This is a genomic window from Algoriphagus zhangzhouensis (assembly GCF_900148515.1).
GTDB classification, from domain to species: domain Bacteria; phylum Bacteroidota; class Bacteroidia; order Cytophagales; family Cyclobacteriaceae; genus Algoriphagus; species Algoriphagus zhangzhouensis.
The window spans coordinates 292,593-311,593 of the sequence record NZ_FRXN01000006.1; the positions used below are offsets into that span (position 1 = coordinate 292,593).

A 19,001-nucleotide genomic window follows, 5' to 3' on the forward strand; every position below is an offset into this window, starting at 1 on the left:
GATTGGGTAACAAAAAACCCGGCTTTGTTAAGGCCGGGCTTTTTTATGTTCGAAGGTTTTTTTGATTAACCTTTATAAGTCACTTTTTTGATCGCTGCTACTGTTCTTTCCACATTTGGAATAGTAGCCTCAATATAAGTAGGAGCGTAGCTCAAAGGAATATCCATTGAGTTGACTCTGATCACTGGAGAATCTAGGTAATCAAATGCATATCTCTGGAAGTGATAAGTCAATTCGGAAGAGATAGCTGCAAGAGGGTTTGCTTCTTCAACGATAACGACTCTATTGGTCTTTTTCACAGACTCAACACATGTAGCATAATCGATAGGTCTAACAGTTCTCAAATCAATCACTTCACACTCAATTCCTTCTTTGGCCATTTCTTCGGCAGCTTGGAGAGCTACTTTCATCATTTTACCAAAGGAAATCAAAGTCACGTCTTTTCCTTTTCTTTTAATATCTGCTACTCCGATAGGAAGCATGTATTCAGACTCAGGAACTTCTCCTTTATCAGAGTACATTACCTCAGATTCCATGAAGATCACTGGATCTGGGTCACGGATAGCGGCTTTTAGAAGTCCTTTTGCATCGTAAGGATTAGAAGGTACGATTACTTTCAATCCAGGAGTATTTGCAAACCAGTTTTCAAAGTTGGAAGAGTGAGTCGCTCCCAATTGGCCAGCATTACCTGTTGGGCCACGGAAAACGATAGGAACTGAATAAGCCCCACCCGACATGGCATACATTTTCGCAGCAGAATTGATGATTTGATCAATTGCTACCAAAGAAAAGTTGAATGTCATGAATTCGATAATAGGTCTCAAGCCACTCATAGCAGCACCTACTCCCAAACCAGCAAATCCCAATTCGGCAATTGGCGTGTCATAAACTCGCTCTGGTCCGAACTCATCAAGCATTCCCTGGGAAACTTTATAGGCACCGTTGTATTCGGCTACTTCTTCACCCATCAGAAAGACATTAGGATCACGTCTCATTTCTTCGGACATGGCCTCTCTGAGGGCTTCACGAAATTGTATTTCTCTCATTAGTAAAAGACAAAATTTTGGCTCGTAAAAATAGGAAGGAATCGGTCAATTGCAAAAATAGCTTCCGACATTATCCAAACGTCTCCTAGCCTAGATAAACGGTTTTTGCATTGACAAATTCCAGAATCCCTAATCTGCTAAGTTCTCTCCCATAGCCTGATTTCTTAATCCCACCAAAAGGTAAATGAGGATTTGAGGCTACCATAGAATTGATAAATACTGCCCCTGTCTCTATCTGAGTGGCTATTTTCTCCGCTTTTTCCTGGTTTTTGCTCCAGACAGAACCGCCCAGACCAAATTCAGAATCATTGGCAATCTGTACAGCTTCGGTATCAGATTTTACTTTGAATACGATGGCTACAGGCCCAAAAAGCTCCTCTGAATAGGCGGGAGAATCTTTAGGAATATCTATTAAAATTGTTGGAGAAAACTTTGCAGAATCTTTTTTAGGTTTTTCACCACCTAAAATTGCCTTGGCTCCTTTTTCTAAGGATTTTTGAACCTGAGCATATAATTCTTCGGCCAAGTCAGCTCGAGCCATGCAGGCAAAATCAGAATCTGGAGACAAAGAATCCCCTTCTTTCAGATTTTTTATTTCTGTTGAAAAGATTTCCAAAAACTCTTCGAAAACATTTTCATGCACGATAAATCTTTTAGCGGCGATACAACTTTGACCAAAATTAATCATTCGCGCTTTTGCTGCAGTTTTCGCTGCAGTTGGAATATCGGCATCTTCTGTTACGATGAAAGGGTCTGACCCACCCAATTCCAACAATGATTTCTTGATGTTTTTTCCGGCTTCTGAAGCAACGGATGCTCCAGCTTTCTCACTTCCTGTTAAGGTTACCGCTTTGATCTCGGATTTATTGATGATTTGGGTCGTGGTTTTTGAATCAATCAAAAGAGTCTGAAAAACTCCCTTGGGAAATCCAGCTTTGGTAAAAACCTCTTCGATTGCCAGTGCGCATTGTGGAACGTTGGAGGCATGTTTGAGCAAACCGGTATTTCCTGCCATCAATGTAGGTGCAGCAAATCTGAAAACTTGCCAAAATGGAAAATTCCAAGGCATAACCGCCAAAACCGCCCCGATGGGTTGGTGAAGTACTTTAGCCTTTTTCCCATCTGGTAAATCGATTAAATCTGGCTTTAAAAACGCTTCAGCATTTTCTGCATAGAACTCACATACCCACGCACATTTTTCTACCTCAGCGATTGATTCTTTAATCACTTTTCCCATTTCAAGGGAAATAATTTCGGCGTAAAAATCTTTGTTTTCCTTTAATTCCTTTGCCGCATTTTTCATCAATTTGGCCTTTTCAGAAAAAGAGACTGATTTCCAATCTTGATAAGCTTGATCACTTAATTGGAGTTTTTCGTTCAGTACTTTTTCCGAAAGGAGGTCAAATTCTTTTAAAAGTTCTCCCGTGTAGGGGTTAATCGATTTGGTTTTGTTCATTCCTCAATAGGTTTGCCTTGTGCTTTCCAGGAGGTAATGCCTCCGTCAAGCATGATAACTTTTTTGAAGCCTGCCTTCTTCATGGCGGCACCAGCTTTTCTGGTCTTATTTCCAGTTCGGCAGTATAATAGATAAGTCTTTGATTTGTCTAATTGTTCAATTTTTTCTAGAAAATCCTCATCTAAGAAATCTAAATTGGTTGCTCCGACTAGATGTCCATCTTGGACCTCTTGTGGAGTTCTTAAGTCTAGGAGAGTGTTTTTATTTTTCGAGATTAACTTTTCGAATTTGTCGGCTGATACCACTTTTGCTGAGTCTGCAGTAGTTTGAGCTGAAACAGAAAAACTTACGCCGACTAGGATTAAAAGGGTCCAAAATAAATGTTTCAAATTTTTCATGATTTTGTTTTTGAAGTAAAATGATGGTCTGATATTGAACAGTAGATTAGATCAATCCACATTCAATGGCATACAAAATCGCACTCATTTCTGATTCCCACAGTTACATTGATCACACAACGATCAATTATCTCCAAAATGTAGACGAAATATGGCACGCTGGGGATATAGGTTCTTTGAAAGTTATGAATCTGTTGCCACAGGATAAAAAGATCCGGGCTGTTTTTGGAAATATAGATGATTCCCAACTTCAATATTTATATCCGGAATGGCTTGATTTTGAAATTAAAGGAGTGAAAATCTTGATGACTCATATCGGCGGAAAGCCTCCGGGATATGCAAAAGGAGTGAAGTCAAAGATTAAAGAGGCTGGTGCTCAGGTGTTTGTTTGTGGACATTCTCATATCTGCAAAGTAGAATATGACAAAACTCTAAATTGTCTTTATATGAACCCAGGGGCAATCGGTCAACATGGTTTTCATCAAATGAGAACGATGTTGCTTTTCGAAATTGATTCCGGAAAGATTCAGAACTTACGTGTCGTTGAGTTGGGGAAAAGAGGAGTGGTCAAAAAATAGGGCATAAAAAAAGCGACTTGAGAGTCGCTTTTTTGTTTCCAGAAATTAGGAAATTATTTGTTGTCAAAAGACTTTTTCAATTCTTCCACATCCACGTTTTTGATCACTGGTTGAGCGCTCAACTGCTTGATTCTGATTACACGTGTATTCTGGCTTTGTCTTTTTCTTCTTAGTTTTCTTTTCAGAGTAGTAACTGCCATGACTGTATATGTTTAAAGTTTTTTGTTTCGAAACGGAGTGCAAAGGTAAAGAAACATTTTTTTATTGCCTATAAATCTATAGGAATAAATTATCTCTTCTCCTTAAAATCAAGGGTATTTCTGTAATTTTTCGATAAATTTGGCCTTTAATCACCAGAAAAAGAAGCATGCAGAAACCTAGTTTGCCTAAAGGAACGAGAGATTTTGGCCCTATTCAGATGGCTAGAAGGAATTTTATTCTGGATACTATCAAAGACACTTTTCGCCTGTTTGGCTACAATCAGATAGAAACTCCAGCCATGGAGAATTTAAGTACACTGACTGGAAAATATGGAGATGAAGGGGATCAGCTCCTTTTCAAAATTTTGAATAGTGGGGATTATTTAAAGAAAGTAAGTGCTGAGGATCTGGAAAATGGTTCTGCGGCGACTTTGACCAAAGTTTCAGAAAAAGGACTTCGATACGATTTGACTGTGCCTTTTGCAAGATTCGTGGTGATGAATCGAAATGAATTGACATTTCCGTTTAAGAGATTTCAGATCCAGCCTGTTTGGAGAGCAGATAGACCGCAAAAGGGGAGATATAGGGAGTTTTATCAGTGTGATGCAGATGTAGTTGGGACAGATAGTCTGGTTTGTGAAGCTGAAATTATCCTGATGATTCGCCGAGTTTTTAAGCATTTGGGAATCGAGGATTATACGATCAAAGTGAATAATAGAAAGATCCTGACCGGTATTTCCGAGGTGATCGGTGAAGCTGGAAAAGAGGGACCTCTTTGCGTTGCAATTGACAAACTCGATAAAATTGGTTGGGAGAAAGTTCAGGAAGAGCTTGAGCAGAGAGGATTCCAGAACGATTCTGTACAAAAATTAAATCCGCTTGTTCAATACAATGGAGGAGAAGCTGGAAAATTGGAATTTCTAAAGTCCTTTTTGTCCTCCAGTGAAGTAGGATTGGAAGGGGTAAAGGAATTGGAAGAGACGTTTGAGATTCTTTCTCAAATGGGTGAGGGTTTGGATCATGTCGAATTGGACATGGTTTTGGCCAGAGGACTTTCCTATTACACCGGGGCAATTTTTGAAGTTAAAGTCAATAATGTCTCTATAGGATCAGTAAGTGGTGGAGGTCGATATGATAACCTGACTGGAGTTTTTGGACTTCAAGGTGTTTCTGGAGTTGGGTTTTCTTTCGGAGTAGATCGATTGTATGATGTGATGGAGGAGTTGAGTATTTTCCCGAAGGAAAGCGTCCAAGGAACACAGCTATTATTGACTTACTTTGATCATAAAGGATACGGATATGCTTTATCCCTTTTGTCTCAATTGAGAGCAAATGGAATCATTGCAGAAATCTATCCTGATCAGGCTAAAATGAAAAAGCAATTGGATTACGCCAGCAAAAATGGAGTTCCATTTGTTGGGATCTGTGGTGATCAGGAAATAGCAGACAAGACGATTGCCTTGAAAGAGCTTGAAACAGGCAACCAAGAAAGTCTTAATTTGGAAGAGTTGACCAAGAAATTGGGATAAGTTATTCCACTTTCAAAATCGAGTTGATGGGGATGGTCACTCCTCCTTTCAGGACTATGAATTCACTAGCTACAGCCCAAACCGTGGTGTAGACTTCGTAAACTTGTTCATTTGCTGATTGAAAGGTGATATGAACTTTAGAATGAAGTAAATTCCCGAGGGTTTGGGATCGATGCAAATCAGCCAACCTGGATTTTTTCTCATCGTATGATTGGAGAACTTCCTGTTTGGAAAAATTCAGAGAATTGATTTGTTCTTTTTCGATGTATTCTTTGGTCTTCATGGTTGATAGGTTTAGAGAATATATAGACAGAGAAAAGTCTGTAAAAGTTTCCATTCTTGCATGAATATTTGATGTGATTTCGATATTCAGAAGAATGTTCTAAAAAGTTAATTGAAATTAAAATAAAATTCCAGATATATGTTTGATTTTATGAACATGATGAGCAAGGTCAAAGAGGCTCAGGCAAAAATTAAAGAGGCCCAGTCTAAACTTGTTCATTTGACTGCTGAAGGAGAATCCGGGGCTGGTTTGGTCAAGGTCACAGTCAATGGTGAACGAAAAGTATTAACTATTGATTTGGACGAGTCACTTTTGACTCCTCAGGACAAAGAAATGCTAAGTGACTTGATCGTTGCTGCAACTAATATTGCGATGGAGGCGATTGATGTGAAAATCAAAGAAGCTATGAAGTCAGCGACTGAAGGAATGTTGCCAAATATTCCCGGAATGGACTTGGGAAGCATGTTTGGATGAAAAACTGTGCTGTTGTCATCTTGAATTACAACGGGGAAGGAATGCTAAGTCAGTTTCTTCCCTCTGTTATTGAACATTCCAATTCGGATGTTTGGGTGATAGACAATGCTAGCCAAGATGGATCAATAGCGCTTTTAGAAAGGGAATTTCCCACAGTTCCCCTAATTAAACTTCAGGAAAATTTTGGATATGCTGGAGGATATAATTGGGGGTTAGAATCACTAAAGGGTAAATATCAATATTATATCCTGCTTAATTCTGATGTAGAAGTGCTGCCAAATTGGGATCAGGTTTTAATTTCCTCCTTGGAAAGTGATGATGACCTTGCAGCCGTGCAGCCTAAGATTCTCTCTTTTCAAAACCCAAGACTTTTTGATTATGCAGGAGCTGGAGGAGGTTTTCTGGATGATTTTTATTATCCCTATTGCCGTGGAAGGATTTGGAATGTAATCGAGGAAGACCATGGCCAATATGATGATTTTGCTTTTGTAGATTGGGCATCTGGCGCATGTATGGCTATCAAAGCTGATCTTTTCCATCAAGCGGATGGCTTTGATGCTCATTTTTTTGCGCATATGGAAGAGATAGATCTTTGTGTAAGGTTTAGACAAATGGGCTATAAGATTGGCTATACAGGTCAATCAAGAGTCCATCATTTTGGAGGAGCTACGCTTGCAAGAAGTAGCCCAAGGAAACTCTTCTTGAATATTAAGAATAGCCTGAGTATGATATATAAAGCTGAAACTTCAGGGAAGTTTTGGTGGATATTCATCATTAAGCTCCTAACTGAATGGTTGGCTGCAATCGGATATTATGTCAAGGGCCAAGGAAAGTATGGCTCTGCAATATTTAGAGCTTACAAGGAATTTTGGAAAGGGAAAAGTCTCCAAGGGAGGTCTTACAAAGGGAAAGAATTTATAAGAATCGGGCCTTCTCGATGGATATATTGGGATTTTATAATCCTGAGGAAAAGGACTTTTGAAAAGCTTTAGTCAAAAAGTGCAGGATTGTTCATCTTGCGGAAGTATTTTCGAACTTTCATTGTCATTGCGAGCACCACATAAATCACCACAGGTGATCCCAATGTGATGAAAGACAAATAAATAAAGAATAAACGGATGCTGTCAATTGGGAAATTTAGTTTTTCCCCTAATCTGGAACATACGCCGAAGGCTCTTTCTTCGAAAAACAGTTTCAGTTTTTGCATGACAGTTGCTGGTTTAATTCAAATAAAGTTAAAAAATCATTTCAAGAATTATAAAGCAAAATGTCGGCCCTATTGTTTTTAAAAGCTAGAAAAAGTTTCATTTTGTTGATTTTTAGTTGTTTATCAATTATTTCCTATGCTCAAGAAGCAAGATATTTAGAGGAAATTAATATAAAACCGCAACAATTAGAGTATTTCAGAGACTCTGTTCGCTTCTCAATTGATGGGAAGATCTCAATAGAGTCGGTCATGAGTCCTCGAAATCCAGAATTGAAATTGTTGCTAAAAACCTCTGATAAGTCACTTGATTTGGGAGATTTTGAGCTTCAGAAGAACTTAGGAGATTATTCTTTTTCTAAGGATTTTGTACTTGAATTCGAGCCTTGGATGGAAGGAGCAATTCTGGAAGCTCAATTATTTCAAGGAAAAAAAGTTTCTGATGAGCCTTTTGAAACGGTCCAATTAGCAAAAGGAGTCATTACAACCCCATTCTTAGCAAAAATAGGTAGAGTAAATCCAGATGAACCAATTCCGAATATTGGCCTATACATTCCTGCTGGGATCGTTAACAGGGATCTGACTAAGACGAAAGAGTTTCAAATATTTTTCAATCCAGGAACATCAAATTATGTAGGGAGTTCGAGGAATGAAGCCATGCTCTCAGAAATCAGAGCTTTTTTGATGGAAAACCCTTCCATAACTTCAATCAAAATTATAGGGATCCAATCGCCCGAACAAGCTGAGGGGAAAAACAGCAAATTGGGAATGGATAGGGCAATGACGGTCAAAGATGAATTGATCTCCAGAAAGTTGTTCTTGAGGGATTCTATCATTGAGGTGGGGGCGAGATGGAATGATTGGTTTGACCTTCGATTATTGATTAGGGATTATGCTGGTCTTTCTACTTCCAAAAAGGATGAGTATTATACTATTTTAATGAATGGGGATGACTACCTGTCACAAAGAAGTCAAATGGAAAAGATTGCTGGCTTTAGTCAACTTTCGAGACAACTTTTTCCACAATTGAGAATGGCTAAAATTGAAATCCAGGCAAAGCCAGGTTCTGGATTAGGGATTGAGAAAATGTCGATCTTGGAAAAAGAGTTAAAAGGAAACTCTTCCAATTCTGAGTTGACTTTTCAAGATTGGGCTAGTGCTGCTGAGACTTCTCCCAGCTTAGATGACAAAGCTGAGATCTATACTAAGATGACCGAGATGTTCAGGTCATCACTTCCTTATAATAACCTGGCTGTTGTCAAAATTCAAGAAGCACAAAGAACATTAGACAGGGACTTGAAGGAGAATTTGTGGGCTGAAGCGGAATGGTTGCTCAATCAAGCTCTCCGACTTGAAGAGAGTGCTTACATTCTTCATAATTTAGGACAGATATATGCATTAAAAGGTGAATACTGGACAGCGTATAAATATTTATCTGATGCTTCTGTTTTGACTAGAGATCCTGATTTTTTGATGAGAAATGAAAGCTTAAGAGGAGCTTTAGATATCATAAGAGGAGACTATAAATTAGCGACTTTAAGGTTTGATTATCCTTTTTCAAATTCATTTGATTTTTTCAACAAGGGGCTCGCATCATTTCTTTCCAAGGATTATGCAAGTGCTTCTTTAGCTTTTGAAGAGTCAGTAATGCGCGATCGAGGTTTTGGTTATGGCTATTATGGTTTAGCATTGATAGCTATCAACAGTGGTCAAAATGAGGTCGCTTTAATTCAGCTGGAAAAAGCCGTAAATGCGAGTGAGGTATTATACGAGAAATCCTTAGTTGACCCAAGTTTTGATGATATAAAATCTGATCCAAAATTTTTCGAAATTTTGAGAAAAAAATAGCAAGATTTGAAAAATCATTTTTTTAACATTTGGGTAACAAAATTTGATTTTTTGTATTAAAACTGTCCGATTTTTAAAAATGAGGGCATCAGAACTGGGGACTTGTTTAAATTTTTATATTGAATGATGTTAATTAGGGCAAATTCCCTACTGTGAGTGTTAAAAATTACCAAATAATATTTAGCTGGATAAGTTTGAATTTTGTTTTAGAATATTTAACATTGGCGATTAAGATGTACAATAAAACCCAAAATATCGCCAATGACCTATCCTACCTAGCTACTCCCACTCTCTTATAATGGCATCACCCGATGCACTCAAACCTACGAGGAAATAATCCTTTTGCAGGTATTCGTACCACGGTATAACTGCTATAGAACCTTTAAAAATTAATACCCAATCAACATTCTATAGCTAAAAGTTATCTAGAATCCGCAATCGATTGCGGAATCAATTAACAGACAAGTATTAAGATTATTCTTGTTACCCAATCTATCTATGTTTATGAAAAATGTTTACAAAAGTCTAAGTGCACTGCTTTTGCTCTTAGTATTTGCCAGTTCGGCAGCCATGGCACAACGCGTGGTAACCGGTACTGTCCTTGACGAGTATGATGTTGGTCTTCCAGGGGTTTCAGTCCTCGTTAAAGGAACTACCACGGGTACCGCCACAGATATTGATGGGAAATTCTCCCTCAATGTTCCCAATGATCAAGCAGTTCTTGTTTTCTCCTTTATCGGTTATGCTACAATCGAGCAAGCTGTAGGAAACAGAAGTGTTGTTGATGTTAAACTTTCCCCAGACGAGCAAACTCTTACAGAGCTTGTTGTAACTGGTTATACTATTGATAGCCGCCGAGAAACTACCGGTGCGATTGCTACAGTTGATCCGAAGGATTTGACAGTAATCCCAACTGGTAACGTGGAGCAAACACTTCAAGGTCGTGTATCAGGTGTGACAGTAATTACGAATGGTCAGCCAGGTACTACATCTATTGTCCGTGTTCGTGGTTTCGGTGCATTTGGTGGTAATGAGCCACTTTACATCGTTGATGGTGTGCCAGTAGGTACTACTGATTTCTTGAATCCTGATGATATCGAATCTACTACTGTATTGAAAGATGCAGCTGCAGCTTCTATTTATGGTGCTAGAGCTGCAAACGGTGTGATTATCTATACTACTAAGAGAGGTAGAAAAGGAAATCAAAAATTAAGAGTAGACTACAATGGTATGTTTGGTGTGACCAATCCTGGTCAAGGTCTTGACATGATGAATCCTCAGGATTTTGCAACCTATACTTGGTTAGCTGAGACCAATCAAGCTATGATTGATGGTAGAGATCCAAGTTACGAACACCCACAATTTGGCACAGGAAGTACACCTGTTATGCCTTATTACATTAACGTGGGCGGAGCGGCTGGAGTAGCTGGACCTTTTTCTGCGGCTCAATTAGAAGAAGAAAGATTAAAATATAATATCGATCCAACTAAAGGAGCAATCTACCAAGTGGTAAGAGCAGCTACTGGAGAAGGTACCGATTGGTATAAAGAATTAACAAGAAATGCACCTCTAAATAGACATTCTATTGGATTGAATGGAGGTTCAGAAACAAGCAGATTCTTTGTTGGACTTGGATTCCAAGATCAAGCTGGTATTATGATGGTTAACAACTTCAGAAGAATTTCCTTCAGAGCAAATTCTGAGTTTGATGTTACCAAGAAATTGAGAATTGGTGAAAACTTCCAAGCTACTTACCGTCAGGTCTTAGGACAGACTGGTGCAAATGGTGGGCAAGGTATTGCCGATGATGAAAATGATATCTTGGCAGCGTTTAGAATGCCTTCAATCATTCCTGTTTATGATGAATTTGGTGGATACGGTGGTACTGCTGCTAGAGGCTTTAACAACCCAAGAAACCCAATTGCGAACAGAGACGGCCAGAGAGATAACAGAAACTTCAACGCCAATATTTTTGGTAACGTGTATGCTGAGTATGACATTTTGGATGATTTGAAATTCAGAACATCCATCGGTGGGCAGTATAACAATTACTACTACTGGGGATATTCTAGATTGCAGTATGAAAACTCTGAAAACAACTCTGCATTCGGTTACAATGAAGGTGCTGGCTTTACTTTTGGCTGGACATTTACTAATACGTTGTCTTGGAAACGAACATTTGGTAAGCATTCATTTGACGTAATCGTTGGTCAAGAAGCTTTGAATACCGGTAACGGTAGAAATATGAGTGCTAGTGGTCAGAATCCATTCTCAACAGATCCTGATTTCGTAAACATTTCTAACCTTCCTGTTTCTTCAAGACAAGTTAACTCCAGCCTTTTCAAAGGAGTTAATTTCAACTCATATTTTGGTCGTGTGAATTATGCTTTCAACGATAAGTATTTGGTGAGTGCAGTACTAAGAAGAGATGGAGCATCTAGATTTGGTGCTAATAACAGATACGGTGTATTCCCTGCATTCTCAGCGGCTTGGAGAATTTCTTCTGAAGGATTCTTGCAAAGCGCTACCTGGATTGACGATTTGAAAATCCGTGGTGGTTGGGGACAAATGGGTAACTCTAACAACGTAGATCCGAACAACCAGTATTCCCTATTCGGTGGTACTGTAGGTGCATCTTCTTATGATATTGGTGGTACTAACTCTTCTGCTACTATTGGTTTTAGAAGAACTCGTATCGGTAACCCTAACGCGAAATGGGAAACTGCTGTAACTCAAAATATTGGTTTTGACGGTACATTCTTCAATGGAAGATTGGATGTGATATTCGACTGGTGGAAAAAGGATACTAAAGACTTGTTGTTTACAGTTCCAATTCCTCAAACTGCAGGTAGTAACGCTGCTCCTCCCTCAGTTAACATCGGTCAGATGTTGAATAGAGGTTTGGACCTATTGGTTTCTACCAGAGGTAATCTTTCATCTGCATTTACTTATGAGTTGACTGTGACTGGATCTACGTTGAAAAACGAAATTGTTTATTTGGCGCCAGGCTTGAATGTTATTACTTCTGTTAACCCATCTTATCGTGGAATCCAGCCAATCAGAAACCAAGTAGGTGAGCCATTGTCTACCTTCTTTGGTTACAAAGTTGAAGGATTGTTCCAGAGTGCTGAAGATGTAGCTTCTCATGCTACTCAAGATGGTGCTGCTCCAGGTAGATTCAAGTATGAGGATATCAACGGTGATGGCGAAATCACGCCTGATGATAGAACTGTCCTAGGTAACCCAATTCCAGATTTCACAGGTGGTGTTAACTTCACTGTAGGATATAAAGGATTAGATCTTTCCGCATATTTCTATACTTCTATTGGAAACGAAGTTTGGAACCAGTCTAAGTGGTTTACCGACTTCTTCCAAACATTCGAAGGTGCTGCTATCTCTGAGAGATTGAAAGGAGCTTGGTCTCCAAGTAATACTGGCGCTACTATTCCAATTGTAGAAAAAACTGCAAACTTCTCTACCTCTAACGTGGCTAACTCTTACTATGTAGAAGATGGTTCTTACTTGAGATTGCAGAACGTAACCTTGGGTTATACCCTTCCACAGAGCTTGTTGGAAAGATGGAGATTAGAAAGATTGAGAGTTTTTGCTTCTGCAAACAACTTGTTTACAATCACTGGTTATGAAGGTTTGGATCCAGCTGTTGGCGGATCTGCTGACCTTACATTCGGTATCGACGTAGGTAACTATCCAGTTACTAGAGGTTACACGCTTGGTTTGAACGTAAGCTTCTAATCAACACATCAAATTGAATCGACTTATAGAAACTATAATTGATTAAGAAATGAACAATTTTAAAATAAAAATAGGAGCACTCTTATCATCAGCAATGATGATGGTAGCTGTGAGCTGTAGCGATGATTTCTTGGAGGTTCCACCGACAGGGTTATTAGCTGAAGCACAGTTGACCTCTTTGGCAGGGATTGAGGCTTCATTGATTGCTGCATATTCTCAGGTAAATGGTAGAGGAAATAGACTTGCCTCTCCTTCAAACTGGGTTTGGGGAAGTATTAGAGGTGGTGAAGCCAACAAAGGAACTGACCCGGGTGACTTCAGTACAATCAACCCTATCCAAAGATTTGAGGTAAATGCTGCTTCAGGAAATGTAGGAGATAAGTGGAATGGTGCATACGAAGGAATTGCAAGATGTAACAACGTGTTGAGACTTTTGCAAAACCCTGGTGAGGATGTGACTGAATCTGATCAAGTAAGAATTGCTGCACAAGCAAGATTCTTGAGAGCACATTACTATTTCGAGTTGAAAAAACTATATGGAGACACTCCTTATGTGGATGAAAATGTAGACTATGGTAGTGGCTTGGAAGATGTAAGTAACAACCAGGATCTATATCCTTTCATTGAGGCTGATTTCCAATATGCAATTGATAACCTTCCTGCAACTCAAGGTCAAGTAGGTAGAGTTAACTCTTGGGCAGCTAAGGCTTATTTGGCTAAAGTTTATTTGTATGAGGCTAAATACTCTAATGCAAAAACTCTATTCGATGATGTAATTGCTAATGGTGTGACTTCGAATGGTTTGAAGTATGACTTGGTTCCTTATTATGAGGATATGTTCAGAGGTGCTAATGATAACCATCAAGAATCAGTTTGGGCATATCAGTCTGCTGCGAATACTGGTTCAGTAAACAATGCAAACCCTGAATTTGACTTGAACTGGCCGTATAACACCGGACCTGCTGGACCTGGTAACTGTTGTGGTTTCTTCCAACCAACCTTCAGCTTTGTAAATGCATTTAGAACTGATGCAAATGGACTTCCTTTGTTAGATAAAACTTATAACGATGCAGCAAACAGAGTGAAAAATGATATGGGTATCCAAACTGCTGATGCGTTTACTCCAGATGCAGGAAACTTGGATCCAAGATTGGATCACACTGTTGGTAGAAGAGGTCTTCCATATTTGGATTGGCAAGATCATCCAGGTGCTGCTTGGATTAGAAATCAGCCAAACGGAGGTCCATATTCGCCTAAGAAATATGTTTATACTCGTACGGAGCAAGGTTCTTATCAGGATAACTCTTCTTGGACTCCCGGATATACCGGTATCAACTTTATGATCATCAGATTTGCAGACGTTCTTTTGATGTCAGCAGAAGCAGATATCGAAACCGGTAACTTGGAATCTGCAAGAGCTAAAGTGAATCGTGTAAGAGAAAGAGCTATGAACTCCAAGCTTGAAAGAGAAGATGGAACCATGGCTGCAAACTATGTGATCTCAACTTACGATGATGTTTGGACTAGCGCTGATGCCGCTCGTACAGCTGTAAGAATGGAAAGAATGCTTGAGTTGGGTATGGAAGGTCATAGATTCTATGATTTGGTTAGATGGAATACTGTTCAGGCAGAATTGGATTACTATTTTGCTTTGGATGGAACATTGCTTTCTGCTGCTCTTGGTGGAGCAAGCTTTACGGATAAGCATAAATTACTTCCAATTCCTCAAGATCAAATTGACTTGGTTGGTTCTGATATTTTGATTCAAAATCCAGGTTTCTAAACCATTTCAATTAAAATTAAAAAGGAGACCAACTGGTCTCCTTTTTTTATTTATGACGAGTTAAATGCATGAATTTATTTCTATGCTAGCTTGAGAAATACTATTTTCAAGGTTGTCTATCATACCCAATCTACCCATGAAGTACCTATCTATCTTTATCTTTCTATTATTAGGGTTTTATATAAGCGCTTGTAATAAAACAGAGACTTTATTTGAATTAAAAAGTCCTGATTCTACGGGGATAACTTTCAATAACGAGATTGTTGAAACTGATTCCTTTAATATTTTGACAGATGAATATATCTTCAATGGTGGAGGTGTTTCTGTTGGTGATTTTGATCAAAATGGGCTTCCTGATTTATTTTTTACAGGAAATCAAGTGCCAAATAAATTATACCTCAATCAAGGAGATTTTAAGTTTGAAGATATTTTCGAAACCACGAACATTGGCGCTTCAGATTATTGGTGTACAGGATCTACGGTCATTGATATAAATAATGATGGCTGGTTGGATATCTATGTAGTTGCAGCCATGAAAACTGGCCCTGGGGAACGTAATAATCTTCTTTTTGTGAATCAGGGAAAAGGGTCTGATGGTGAAATTACTTTTAAAGAAATGGCTTCCCAATTTGGAATTGCTGATGCTGGAAATGGGATGGGAGCAGCCTTTATTGACTATGACCTTGATGGGGATTTGGATTTGTATGTTCTGAATAATGAACAGAGCAAAGTGATTCCATCCAATTATAGAGAGAAAATCACTGATGGATCTGCTATTAATAATGATGCCTTTTATAGAAATAATGGAGATGGCACATTTACAAATGTCACCAAGGAAGCAGGGATTGTAATTGAAGGATTTGGGCTTGGTTTATTGATTGCTGATTTGAATAATGATGGTTGGCCAGATATCCATGTCTCCAATGATTATATCACCAACGATATTTTATATATCAATAATCAAGACGGTACTTTTTCCAATGAGATTTCTAAAAGGTTGAAGCATCAGAGCCAATTTTCAATGGGGTCAGATATAGCTGATTTCAATAACGATTTGAAGCCAGATATCATGACATTGGATATGCTTGGCGAGGATAACTATCGAAAGAAAACTACCATAGGGATGAACTCCTACCAGGTGTATTTGAGTAATGAACAGTGGGGCTACGAATATCAATATGTGAGAAATATGCTCCATATGAATAATGGTAAAGATGTTCCTTTCAGTGAAATCGGCATGTATGCAGGAATATATCAAACGGATTGGTCCTGGGCACCTTTATTTGGGGATGTTGATAATGATGGGAACAGAGATCTTTTAGTGACCAATGGCTTTCCTAGAGATATTACGGATAAAGATTTTGCAAACTACCGAGCTGATGTAGGTTCTGTTGCTACAATCAGACAATTACTGGACTCTATTCCGATAGTTAAGATTCCAAACTATGCTTTTCACAATAAAGGAGATCTGACATTCGAAGATTCTGGGAATTCATGGGGCTTGGATAAGCCTTCATTTTCAAATGGTGCAGCTCTAATCGATTTGGATTTAGATGGAGACCTAGATTATGTGGTCAATAATATCAATGATCCGGTATTTGTATTTGAAAATCATTTGGATAAAAAAGAGAATAAAGGGTCCTATCTGAAAATTAAACTAAAAGGCACAGTAGAGAACCCGGCGGGCTTGGGCTCTAAGGTTGTTGTGAAATTGGATAATGGCAAGGAGCTTTTTCAAGAACAACAAATTGTAAGAGGCTATATGTCGACGTTGGGTGACATGATGCACTTTGGGCTTGGCTCATCAGCAACAGTGTCATCAGTCTTGGTGATTTGGCCTAATGGGAAGAGAAGTTCTATAAGTAACCCAACCATTAATTCTGTTTTAGAAATCCCTTATGCGGAAGCTAAGGCAGGGTCTTCGAATGTTGCAATTTTGGATGAAGGAAATAAGGATGTGCTTTATGAAGAGGTTGGAGAAGATTTAGGTTTAGCTTTTGTTCATGAGGAAGAAGATAAAATTGACTTTAATATTCAGAGAATCCTGCCTCATAAGTTGACACAATATGGGCCTTCATTGGCAGTTGGAGATGTCAATGGAGATGGTGCAGAGGATTTGATAGTGGGCTCTTCTTCTGGATTTGAACCTCTTTTATTTACTCAAAATTCTGATGGTTCTTTTGCTAAAAAAGTATTGCTCCCTGGCGAAAATCCAGCTTTTGAAGAAATGGGAATTCTACTTTTTGATATTGAGAATGATGGCGATCTGGATCTGTATTTAGTCGAAGGAAGCAATGAATTTCCTCAAAATTCTGCTGAATATTCTGACAGGATGTTTTTGAATGATGGAAATGGGAACTTCACTTTAGATGAAAATTTCAGTTTGGTGAAAGCTAGCGGAAGTGCTGTAAGAGCCGCTGACTTTGATCAAGATGGTTTTCTGGACCTATTTGTGGGTGGACGTACTCCTGTCACCCAGTTTCCATTCCCAGAGAAAAGCTTTTTGTTGAAAAACAGAAATGGAATACTTGAAGATGTAACAGATGAAATAGCTCCAGATTTAAGAAATGTGGGGATGGTCACCGATGCAATTTGGTCGGATGTGGATTTAGACGGATTGGTGGATTTAGTGGTAGTTGGGGAATTAATGCCGATTACGATATTTAAGAATGATGGAGAGAAACTAAATCGGGTGGAAACTGGACTAGAATCATATTTAGGCTGGTGGAACTCTATCAATTCCGGTGATTTTGATCAAGATGGAGATGTGGATTTTGTAGTTGGAAATATGGGGGCAAATAATCACCACCATCCGACTCAAGAACATCCTGTTAAAATCTATGCGAAAGATTTTGACAAGAATGGAAGTGTGGATCCTGTTACTTTTTCTTGGTATAAGGGCAGAGATGGAGAATATCAATCTTTCCCTAGTCATTTCTGGGCGGATTTATATGGCCAAAGCACCTTGTTTAGAAAGAAATTTGAAAGGTATAAGACTTATGCTTTGAGCACTGAACAATCTCTTTTTACCGAAGATGAGAAAAAGGATGCTTTGATTCTGGAAGGTAATTTTGATAAATCGGTATATGTTGAGAACCTAGGTGGAGGAAAGTTTAAAGTTCATGAATTGCCTTCTTTGGCTCAATTGGGACCTGTCAATGGACTATTGACTGAGGATGTTAATGGTGATGGGTTTTTGGATATTCTTTTAGTAGGGAATGACTACGGGAATGAGATTTTCATTGGAAAACTGGATGCATTAATTGGGTTGGTTTTGATTGGAGATGGAAAGGGAGGGTTTACTCCTATGGAAGCAGCGGAAAGTGGGTTTGTAGTTCCAGGTGATGGAAAAGCTCTAGTGAAATTAGCCTCTGTAAATGGAGGACCTTTGGTCGTGGCCTCTCAAAATAGGGATGAACTCAAAGTGTTCAGAGGTAAAACCAAAGAAAACCAAGTAATCGAACCTGGTCAGCAAGTTGCTGCCCTTTTGGTTGAGCTGGAAAATGGAAAAACGCAAAGGATAGAAATTACCCATGGCGCTGGATTCCTATCCCAGTCTTCTAAAGAAATTACTTTGCCACTTGGAATAAAATCACTGAAAGTAATTGATTACAAGGGGGACCAGAAGGACTTCGATTTATCTCTTCTAAATTAATTATCGGTACAACTCCCCGTGATTTACAGAACAGATGTCTAGAATTAGGTCAGAAACCTTTTCAGTAACATCTTCAAAATATCGCCTTCCCTTTTCAGGGGAGGCTTTTTTTGGATTCCCGATTCCAGTGTCAGCAGTTACCTGAGACCATTTTCTTTCTGCCCAGGCCCATTTTTCTCTTACTCCAGCGATTACTGATTTTTTTTCATCTCCATCTCCGGCCTCTTCAAGAGGCAAAACTAATTCAGGGTGAAGATGCATGATGAGGGATGTTTCTAGTTCGTCAGCATGATCACCACCTTCTTCAAAGTATTCCTTTTTGTCCAAAGCTTGGAACCAATTACAGGTGAAAAGAAGCATGTCTTGGTGCTTCAATCCCAATTCCCGTAAAGCAGTTTTGAAATCATTCCCCCCATGACTGTTCAGAATGAGAAGTTTTTTTAATCCTTGTCGATGAAATACTTCAAGTAGATCTTTCAGAATAGCGAATTGGGTGCTTGGATTTAAATTCATGTCCAGGTAGATGTCCGATTGTCCCGTATTGACCCCAAAAGGGATAGTGGGTAGGATTACAACGTTTGCACCTTTTTCCCAAGCCTTTCTTCCAGCTTCCTCTCCAATGGCATCAGCCTCGTAAACATCTGTACCATATGGCATGTGATAATTATGAGCCTCTGTCGCTCCCCAAGGTAGGACTGCTAGATCAAATCGATGGTCTTTTAGGGTTTTCCAATTTGCTTCTTTCAGGATATAAGGTCTCATGTAATTTTTAGAGGAATTGAATGAAAAATGGC

Annotated in this window: 15 protein-coding genes; 8 read left to right on the forward strand and 7 right to left on the reverse strand. The window is 38.9% G+C overall.

Features of this window, described 5'->3' with window-relative positions; genetic code table 11:
• Positions 1 to 65 precede the first annotated feature (65 nt).
• The 3 genes from BUF13_RS19085 to BUF13_RS19095 form a co-directional block, all read right to left on the reverse strand.
• Complete coding sequence (locus tag BUF13_RS19085) at positions 66 to 1,046, reverse strand: pyruvate dehydrogenase complex E1 component subunit beta (protein ID WP_073573416.1); 981 nt, start codon at positions 1,044 to 1,046, stop codon at positions 66 to 68.
• Positions 1,047 to 1,131: 85 nt separating this feature from the next.
• Positions 1,132 to 2,502, reverse strand: a complete 1,371-nt coding sequence (locus BUF13_RS19090; RefSeq protein ID WP_073573417.1) for an NAD-dependent succinate-semialdehyde dehydrogenase — start codon at positions 2,500 to 2,502, stop codon at positions 1,132 to 1,134.
• Entirely contained in the window at positions 2,499 to 2,900 is a 402-nt protein-coding gene (locus BUF13_RS19095) for a rhodanese-like domain-containing protein (RefSeq protein WP_073573418.1), read from the reverse strand. The genes BUF13_RS19090 and BUF13_RS19095 overlap by 4 nt, the downstream gene beginning before the upstream one ends.
• Before the next feature lie 65 nt (positions 2,901 to 2,965).
• Here BUF13_RS19095 and BUF13_RS19100 point away from each other — a divergent pair, with 65 nt between their 5' ends.
• The gene (locus tag BUF13_RS19100) at positions 2,966 to 3,478 is read left to right on the forward strand and encodes a metallophosphoesterase family protein (protein ID WP_073573419.1); all 513 of its coding nucleotides are present in this window, start codon (positions 2,966 to 2,968) and stop codon (positions 3,476 to 3,478) included.
• 53 nt (positions 3,479 to 3,531) lie between these two features.
• Here the strand turns inward: BUF13_RS19100 and BUF13_RS20710 are convergent, their stop codons facing one another.
• Positions 3,532 to 3,678: a hypothetical protein gene (locus BUF13_RS20710; protein ID WP_166669853.1), complete on the reverse strand. Its 147-nt coding sequence runs from the start codon at positions 3,676 to 3,678 to the stop codon at positions 3,532 to 3,534.
• Positions 3,679 to 3,845: 167 nt separating this feature from the next.
• On the opposite strand from BUF13_RS20710, the gene hisS reads away from it, so the two are divergent.
• Positions 3,846 to 5,207 carry a histidine--tRNA ligase gene (gene hisS, locus BUF13_RS19105; RefSeq protein WP_073573420.1) on the forward strand — a complete coding sequence of 454 codons (1,362 nt, stop codon included), beginning with the start codon at positions 3,846 to 3,848 and terminating at the stop codon, positions 5,205 to 5,207.
• Between the two features lies 1 nt (position 5,208).
• On the opposite strand, the gene BUF13_RS19110 is transcribed toward hisS, so the two are convergent.
• Positions 5,209 to 5,490, reverse strand: a complete 282-nt coding sequence (locus BUF13_RS19110) for a hypothetical protein (RefSeq protein WP_073573421.1) — start codon at positions 5,488 to 5,490, stop codon at positions 5,209 to 5,211.
• Between the two features lie 138 nt (positions 5,491 to 5,628).
• On the opposite strand from BUF13_RS19110, the gene BUF13_RS19115 reads away from it, so the two are divergent.
• Both BUF13_RS19115 and BUF13_RS19120 read left to right on the forward strand, forming a co-directional pair.
• Entirely contained in the window at positions 5,629 to 5,964 is a 336-nt protein-coding gene (locus BUF13_RS19115; protein ID WP_073573422.1) for a YbaB/EbfC family nucleoid-associated protein, read from the forward strand.
• Complete coding sequence (locus BUF13_RS19120; RefSeq protein ID WP_073573423.1) at positions 5,961 to 6,956, forward strand: glycosyltransferase family 2 protein; 996 nt, start codon at positions 5,961 to 5,963, stop codon at positions 6,954 to 6,956. Before BUF13_RS19115 ends, BUF13_RS19120 begins: the two co-directional genes overlap by 4 nt.
• On the opposite strand, the gene BUF13_RS19125 is transcribed toward BUF13_RS19120, so the two are convergent.
• Positions 6,953 to 7,171, reverse strand: a complete 219-nt coding sequence (locus BUF13_RS19125) for a PspC domain-containing protein (protein WP_073573424.1) — start codon at positions 7,169 to 7,171, stop codon at positions 6,953 to 6,955. The genes BUF13_RS19120 and BUF13_RS19125 overlap by 4 nt on opposite strands.
• A 249-nt stretch (positions 7,172 to 7,420) precedes the next feature.
• On the opposite strand from BUF13_RS19125, the gene BUF13_RS19130 reads away from it, so the two are divergent.
• From BUF13_RS19130 to BUF13_RS19145, 4 genes are all read left to right on the forward strand, one after another.
• Entirely contained in the window at positions 7,421 to 9,016 is a 1,596-nt protein-coding gene (locus BUF13_RS19130) for a hypothetical protein (protein WP_134204567.1), read from the forward strand.
• A gap of 498 nt (positions 9,017 to 9,514) precedes the next feature.
• A complete protein-coding gene (locus BUF13_RS19135; RefSeq protein ID WP_073573426.1) occupies positions 9,515 to 12,769 on the forward strand; it encodes a SusC/RagA family TonB-linked outer membrane protein in 3,255 nt (1,084 codons plus the stop codon).
• A 49-nt stretch (positions 12,770 to 12,818) separates the two neighbouring features.
• The gene (locus BUF13_RS19140; RefSeq protein WP_073573427.1) at positions 12,819 to 14,552 is read left to right on the forward strand and encodes a RagB/SusD family nutrient uptake outer membrane protein; all 1,734 of its coding nucleotides are present in this window, start codon (positions 12,819 to 12,821) and stop codon (positions 14,550 to 14,552) included.
• Between the two features lie 136 nt (positions 14,553 to 14,688).
• Entirely contained in the window at positions 14,689 to 18,207 is a 3,519-nt protein-coding gene (locus BUF13_RS19145) for a VCBS repeat-containing protein (RefSeq protein WP_073573428.1), read from the forward strand.
• Here BUF13_RS19145 and BUF13_RS19150 read toward each other — a convergent pair whose 3' ends face one another.
• Positions 18,208 to 18,969 carry a creatininase family protein gene (locus BUF13_RS19150; RefSeq protein ID WP_073573429.1) on the reverse strand — a complete coding sequence of 254 codons (762 nt, stop codon included), beginning with the start codon at positions 18,967 to 18,969 and terminating at the stop codon, positions 18,208 to 18,210.
• Between the last annotated feature and the right edge of the window lie 32 nt (positions 18,970 to 19,001).